Annotated in this window: 7 protein-coding genes; 2 read left to right on the top strand and 5 right to left on the bottom strand. The window is 70.6% G+C overall.

All coding sequences use genetic code 11. From position 1 onward, the window contains the following. The 5 genes from IH13_RS0102805 to IH13_RS0102785 form a co-directional block, all read right to left on the bottom strand. Positions 1 to 1,041, bottom strand: a 1,041-nt coding sequence (locus IH13_RS0102805) for an FAD-dependent monooxygenase (protein WP_199814591.1), incomplete at its 3' end; no start/stop codon positions are given. A 335-nt stretch (positions 1,042 to 1,376) separates the two neighbouring features. Continuing rightward, a complete protein-coding gene (locus tag IH13_RS0102800; RefSeq protein WP_031080760.1) occupies positions 1,377 to 2,252 on the bottom strand; it encodes an amino acid ABC transporter permease in 876 nt (291 codons plus the stop codon). Next, positions 2,249 to 2,896, bottom strand: a complete 648-nt coding sequence (locus IH13_RS0102795) for an amino acid ABC transporter permease (RefSeq protein WP_031080759.1) — start codon at positions 2,894 to 2,896, stop codon at positions 2,249 to 2,251. The genes IH13_RS0102800 and IH13_RS0102795 overlap by 4 nt, the downstream gene beginning before the upstream one ends. A 139-nt stretch (positions 2,897 to 3,035) precedes the next feature. Further along, positions 3,036 to 3,959, bottom strand: a complete 924-nt coding sequence (locus tag IH13_RS0102790) for a glutamate ABC transporter substrate-binding protein (RefSeq protein WP_031080757.1) — start codon at positions 3,957 to 3,959, stop codon at positions 3,036 to 3,038. 64 nt (positions 3,960 to 4,023) lie between these two features. Beyond that, entirely contained in the window at positions 4,024 to 4,809 is a 786-nt protein-coding gene (locus tag IH13_RS0102785; RefSeq protein WP_031080755.1) for an amino acid ABC transporter ATP-binding protein, read from the bottom strand. A 317-nt stretch (positions 4,810 to 5,126) separates the two neighbouring features. Between IH13_RS0102785 and IH13_RS0102780 the strand changes: the two genes are divergently transcribed. Next, the gene (locus IH13_RS0102780; RefSeq protein ID WP_031080754.1) at positions 5,127 to 5,819 is read left to right on the top strand and encodes a response regulator transcription factor; all 693 of its coding nucleotides are present in this window, start codon (positions 5,127 to 5,129) and stop codon (positions 5,817 to 5,819) included. A gap of 15 nt (positions 5,820 to 5,834) precedes the next feature. Continuing rightward, a partial coding sequence (locus IH13_RS36570) for a histidine kinase dimerization/phospho-acceptor domain-containing protein (RefSeq protein WP_031080752.1) occupies positions 5,835 to 6,873 on the top strand: 1,039 nt, incomplete at its 3' end.

The following is a 6,873-nucleotide window of genomic DNA, read 5'->3' as shown; positions in this document are numbered from 1 at the left end:
ATGTGTATAAGAGACAGGCCGGGAGGCGACCGCGGCCCGCCGCTCGGCCTGGTAGCTGTCGAGGAGCAGCTCGGAGGCGTCCTGGTGCCAGGCCTGCGCCAGTTTCCAGGCCAGGTTCTCGGCGTCCCGCAGGCCCTCGTCCAGGCCCTGGGTGCCGAGCGCCCCCAAGAGGTGGGCGGCGTCCCCGGCGAGGAAGGCCCGCCCGGAACGCCACCGCCGGGCCAGCCGGTGGTGGAGCGTGTACACGCCGGTGTCGAGCAGCTCGTAGGGCGGGGTCTCGCCGCACCAGCCCGCCAGGGTGTCGCGGATGCGGGTGATCAGGGCGTCCGGGGTGACGAGTTCGCCCCGCGGCGGGAGGAGCCAGTCGAGCCGCCAGACCCCGTCGGGCAGCGGGCGCGCGGTGACCTCGGCGCCGCCCGTGCGCCAGGGCGGAGACCGGTGCAGCACGGCCTCGCCCGGCCAGGGCAGCTCGGCGCGGAGCGCGGCGACGGCGTGCCGCTCCACCGCCGTACGGCCCGGGAAGCGGATGTCCAGCAGCTTGCGCACGGTGGACCGTGCACCGTCGCAGCCCACCAGGTAGCTTCCGCGCCACCAGGTGGATCCGGGCCCCCTGGTGTGCGCGGTGACGCCGTGGGGGTCCTGTTCCAGTGTGTCGAGCCGGCTGAAGGGCACCAGGCGCACCAGCTCGTGTGTGCCGGCCGCGGCCCGCAGACCCTCCGTCAGGGCGTGCTGGGGCAGATGGACGGGCGAAGGCAGCGGGACGGTGCCGTCCTCCTCGCCCAGCGGCACGGCCCGCACCAGCTGCTTGCGGCGCACCGACCGCCAGCCGGTCCAGCGCAGGCCGTCCTCGTGCAGCGACGCGCAGCCGAGCCGCAGTGCCAGGTCCGCGGTGTCCTCGCGCAGGACGACGGTGCGGGCAGGACGCGGTTCGTCCTTCCCGGGGCCCTCGTCGAGCACGACGGAGGGGACGCCCTGGTCCGCGAGCGCGAGCGACAGCGCGAGGCCCACCGGACCGGCGCCGACGACGATCACCGGGTCCACGGCGAGGCTCCTCGGCGCGGCGCGGGCAGACGGGAGGAGGGCGACGAAGGCGGGGAGGCGGATGCTCGGGGCGCGATCACAGAACGTATGCAACTCACTGCCGGCGCTTGCGTCAAGTGACAGACGGGTCCCGGCGCGGGCACGGGTGCCCCGGGGCGCACGCGTACGCCTTGACCTGCCACGAGCCGGGGCCCGAGGGCGGGCCCGCCCGTCCGCGTGTGCGCCCCGAGTGCGCCGCCGAAGCCGGGACGGGACCCGGCCGGCCCGAGGACCCGGAGCAGCCGAAGCGGGGGCCGGGTGCGCCCGCACCCGGCCCCCGCCGCTCGCTCACACGTCTACGGGGTGCCCGGAGGCGGCGTGACGTTCGCGGTCTCGGTGGGCGGTGCCGCGTCGGCCACCACGATGCCCGTCCGGGCCCGGCGGCCGCGCTTCTCGATCCAGGTGGCGAGTGCCGACAGCAGCAGGCACATCGCGACGTAGACGACACCGATGACGGCGATCGTCGAGACGTACGGGTACTGGCCGTTGACCAGGGTGTTGGAGGCGATCAGACGGGCGCTGTTCAGCAGCTCCGGGTACAGGATGATGTAGCCGAGCGAGGTGTCCTTGAGGGTCACCACGAGCTGACTGATGATCGTCGGCAGCATCGCCCGGACGGCCTGGGGGATCAGCACACCGACCATCACCTGGGTCTTGCTCATCCCCAGGGCGTACGCCGCCTCGCTCTGCCCCTTGGGCACCGAGTTGATACCCGCCCGCAGCACCTCGGCCTGGACGCAGCCGTTGTAGACCGAGAGACCCACGGCCAGCGCCCACATCGAGTAGTCGGTCAGGAAGCCGACCCAGATGGCGTAGATCGTGATCAGCAGCGGGATGGACCGGAACAGCTCGATGAACCCGGTCGCCAGCCAGCGGACCGGCTTGTGGTCGGAGAGCCGGCCGACGGCCAGCACCACACCGAGCACCAGGGAGCCGGCCGCGGCCAGCCCGAACACCTTGAGCGTGGCGAGCACGCCGTCGGCGATGTTCTGGCGGATGCCGGAGTAGTTGAAGATGTCCCACATCTCGGGGGCGAGGTGCCCCTTGTCGGCCAGCCTCATCACACCGACGGCGACCAGGGCGACGATCGCGAGGGACCCGACGACCGCGTAGACGCGGTTGCGGACGAGGGCCTTGGGGCCCGGGGCGTCGTAGAGAACGCTGGCACTCATCGGGCGACCTCCATACGGCGCTCGAGCAGCCGGAACAGACCGCTGATGGCAAAGGTGACGACCAGATAGCCGAGGGCCACCCAGACGAAGACCGGGACGATGTCGTAGCCCCTGTCACTCATCAGCTTCTGCCAGCCGAAGAGTTCGGTGACGCTGAAGGCGCCGGCGATCGCCGAGTTCTTCGTGAGCGCGATGAAGATGCTGCTCAGCGGCGGGATGACGGTGCGGGTCGCCTGCGGGAGAACCACCATCCGCAGGGTCTGCGCGAATGTCATCCCGATGGACCGCGCGGCCTCGGCCTGCCCCAGCGGGACGGTGTTGATGCCCGAACGGACGGCCTCGCACACGAAGGACGAGGTGTAGAGGCCGAGCGCGAGCGAGCCGAGCAGGAAGGGGCTCATGCCCGGGAAGAAGATCTCCGGTACGACGAAGAAGAAGATCAGGAAGAGCAGGGTCAGCGGGGTGTTGCGCAGCAGGGTCACCCAGGCGGTGCCGAAGACTCGCAGCGGCGGTACGGGAGAGACCCGGAAGCCGGCGATGAGGACACCCAGGACCAGGGCGATGACCGAGCTGACGACGGTGATCGACACAGTTCCTATGAAGCCGTCGCGGAACTCTGGGAAGTTGTCGAGCAATACGTTCATGAGGTCTCCGCGTCGGCGGTCAGCGGCATCAGGGCAGGGGAAGGGGCGCCCCGTACGCCCGCCGCGCCGGGGGCGGGCGGCGTACGGGACGCCTCACCGGCACGCGGGGTGCCGGTGACAGGACGTCGGGGGGCGCCGGTCAGTAGCGCTCGACGGCGGGCGGCTCGGTGTAGTCCGAACCGGACAGGCCCAGGGTCGCCTCGTAGATCTTCTTGTAGGTGCCGTCCTTGACGTGGTTCTCCAGCGAGGTGTTGATCGCGTCGCGGAGCGCCTTGTCGTCCTTGTTCAGACCGATGCCGTACGGCTCCTCGGTGAACGGCTGGCCGACGACCTTGAGCTTGCCGGAGTTGGCCGCGGCGTAGCCCTTGAGGATCGAGTCGTCCGTGGTGACGGCGTCGACCTGCTTCGTCAGCAGCTGCTGCACGCAGTCCGAGTACTTGGCCAGCTCGACGACCGAGGCGCCGTACTCGGGCTTCTTGATCTCCTGGAGCGGCGTGGAGCCCACGATGGAGCAGACCTTCTTGCCCTTCACCGCGTCCTTGCCGGTGATGGCGGTCTCCTCGGTGCGGACCAGGAGGTCGGCGCCGGCCTTGTAGTACGGGCCCGCGAAGCCGACCTGCTTCTTGCGCTCGTCGTTGATCGTGTACGTACCGACGAGGTAGTCGACCTGGCCCTTGGCGATCGCCGTCTCGCGGATGCCGGAGTCGACGGTCTTCCACTCGATCTGCTTCTCGGAGAAGCCGAGGTCCGCCGCGATCATCTTGGCGATCTCGATGTCGAAGCCGGAACGCTCCTTGGTCGCCTGGTCCTCGAAGCCGAGGTAGGGCTGGTCGGCCTTGGCGCCGATGATCAGCTTGCCGCGGTCCTTGGCCTTCTTGAAGGCCGGCGAGTCCAGGTCCATCCCGGTGGCCACGGTGTACTTCGGGAGCGCGGGCGCCTCGGTCCCGCCGGGCTTGACGCCCGACGGCTTGTCACCGGCGGAGCCCTCCTGGCCGCCGCAGGCGGTCGCGGTCAGGGCGAGTACGGCGATGGCCGCGACGGCGGCCGACGTGCGGAGCTTCATGGGAACAGTCCTCGTGTCGTGGGTCGTTGATGGCGTGCTGACGGGCGTCCGTCGCGCGAGAAGGTCAGTGGTGCAGGATCTTCGACAGGAAGTCCTTGGCCCGGTCGCTGCGCGGAGCGCTGAAGAACTGGTCCGGCGTGGCCTCTTCGATGATCTTCCCGTCCGCCATGAAGACGACCCGGTTGGCGGCCGAGCGGGCGAAGCCCATCTCGTGGGTGACGACGACCATGGTCATCCCCTCGCGGGCCAGCTGCTGCATGACCTCGAGCACCTCGTTGATCATCTCCGGGTCGAGCGCCGACGTGGGCTCGTCGAAGAGCATGACCTTGGGGTCCATGGCCAGGGCGCGGGCGATGGCCACCCGCTGCTGCTGGCCGCCGGAGAGCTGCGCCGGGTACTTGTCGGCCTGTACCCCGACGCCCACCCGGTCGAGCAGGGCCCGGGCCTTCTCCTCGGCGGCCTTCTTGTCCGCCTTGCGGACCTTGATCTGGCCCAGCATGACGTTCTCGAGGACCGTCTTGTGCGCGAAGAGATTGAACGACTGGAAGACCATGCCGACGTCGGCACGCAGCCTGGCCAGCTCCTTGCCCTCCTGGGGCAACGGCTTGCCGTCGATCGTGATCGCGCCCGAGTCGATCGTCTCCAAGCGGTTGATCGTGCGGCACAGCGTGGACTTCCCGGACCCGGAGGGCCCGATGACGACCACGACCTCGCCACGGGCGATGGTCAGGTCGATGTCCTGGAGCACATGCAGCGCGCCGAAGTGCTTGTTGACGTCGCTCAGTACGACAAGGTCGTCCGCCACAGGTGCGGCATCCTCGGCGGCCTTGGTCACTGAAACTCCGCTCATCGGCTTCTTGCTCCGTCCTCCTCGGTTAGGGAAGGACCCTAGTGACGCAGTGCGATCAGCGTCATTACATCTGAGCGGAAATTGAGCATAACGATCCGGCCGCAACCGGACACTCCGTGTGAACGGGGCGTCCTGACGCGCACATCGGCGTACCGGGTCCATAACGGAAACACCGTGCGAACGGAGAGGGGCTTGACGTGCGCACCCGTCATCGGAGTGGATGCCCTGTACGCGCCGGCACGCGTGGTTCCGGCCCGCCCGCGCACCCGCGGGGCGGAGAGGCCGGCCGCGCACCCCGCGAGACGGAGAGGAGGGCCATGAGACTGCTGCTCGTCGAGGACGACAACCACGTCGCGGCGGCCCTGTCCGCCGTGCTCGCGCGCCACGGGTTCCAGGTGGTGCACGCGCGCAGCGGTGAGGAGGCCCTGCAGGCACTGCTCCCCGCCGCACAGGAGCCCTTCGGTGTCGTGCTCCTGGACCTCGGGCTGCCCGACCAGGACGGCTACGAGGTGTGCGGGAAGATCCGCAAGCGGTCCGCGATCCCCGTGATCATGGTGACCGCCCGGGCCGACGTCCGCTCCCGCATCCACGGCCTGAACCTCGGCGCGGACGACTACGTCGTCAAGCCGTACGACACCGGGGAACTCCTCGCCCGCATCCACGCCGTCGCCCGGCGCGGCACGACGGGCGAGGACACCGGGGCGAACCCGTCGGCGGCCCTGCTCATCGGGCCCGTGCGCATCGAACTGCCCACCCGGAAGGTCGGCGTCGACGGTCAGGAGATCCAGCTCACCCGCAAGGAGTTCGACCTGCTCGCCCTCCTCGCGCAGCGTCCGGGGGTGGTCTTCCGCCGCGAGCAGATCATCAGCGAGGTGTGGCGCACCAGCTGGGAGGGGACGGGGCGCACGCTGGAGGTGCACGTGGCGTCGCTCCGTTCCAAGCTGCGGCTGCCCGCCCTGATCGAGACCGTGCGGGGCGTCGGCTACCGGCTCGTCCCGCCGTCCCGCTGAGGGCGTACGTCACCGGTGCGCACCCGCCTGCTCCCGCTGCTCATCGTGCTGATGGCCGCCGTCCTGCTCGCCCTCGGCCTGCCGCTGGCGGTCCGCGTCGCCGCGGCCGAACAGCAGCAGGTCGTCATCGACCGGATCGACGACACGGCGCGCTTCTCCGCGCTCGCCCAGTTCGTCAGCGAGCCCCTCGAAGGCGCGGACGAGCGGCAGCGGATCCTGCAGACCGAGCTCGAGGCCTACGAATCGGTGTACGGGATCAGGGTCGGGGTCTTCTACCGGGACGACCGCGCCCTGGCCAAGGCGCCGGCCTCCTGGTCCCTTCCCCTTGAGGGGGAGGGGCGCGAGGCGTTCAAGGAGGCGCTGCTCGGGCGCCGTTCGCACGACCCGCCCCAGGTGTGGCCCTGGCAGGACGGCCGGGTCGTCGTCGCCTCACCGGTGGTCCGGGACGGGGACGTGGTCGCCGTGGTGGTCACCGACTCACCCACCGGCGAGATGCGGTCCCGCACCCTGCGCGGCTGGCTGCTCATCGGGCTCGGTGAGTCCGTCGCCATGCTGGTGGCGCTGGGCGCGGCGTTCCGTCTCGCCGGATGGGTGCTCCTGCCCGTACGGACCCTGGACGCGGCCGCCCACGACATCGCCGGCGGGCGGATGAGGTCGCGGGTCGCGGCCTCCGGAGGGCCCCCGGAACTCAGGCGGCTGGCCCGCTCGTTCAACGAGATGGCCGACAACGTCGAGGAGGTGCTGGAGCAGCAGCGCGCCTTCGTCGCCGACGCCTCGCACCAGCTGCGCAACCCGCTGGCCGCACTGCTGCTGCGCATCGAACTCCTCGCCCTGGAACTCCCCGACGGCAACGAGGAGATCGCCTCCGTCCGTACGGAGGGCAAGCGCCTCGCCCGCGTCCTCGACGACCTGCTCGACCTGGCCCTGGCCGAACACGCCGAGGCCGACCTGCACCTCACCGACATCGCGGCGCTCACCGCCGAACGCGTCGGCTCCTGGCGCCCGCTGGCCGAGGAGAAGGGCCTCCACCTCAGGCTGGACGGGAGCCCCGCCC

It is taken from the genome of Streptomyces sp. NRRL WC-3549, assembly GCF_000721935.1.
Lineage (GTDB): Bacteria > Actinomycetota > Actinomycetes > Streptomycetales > Streptomycetaceae > Streptomyces.
This window is presented reverse-complemented; position numbering and strand designations above follow the sequence as displayed.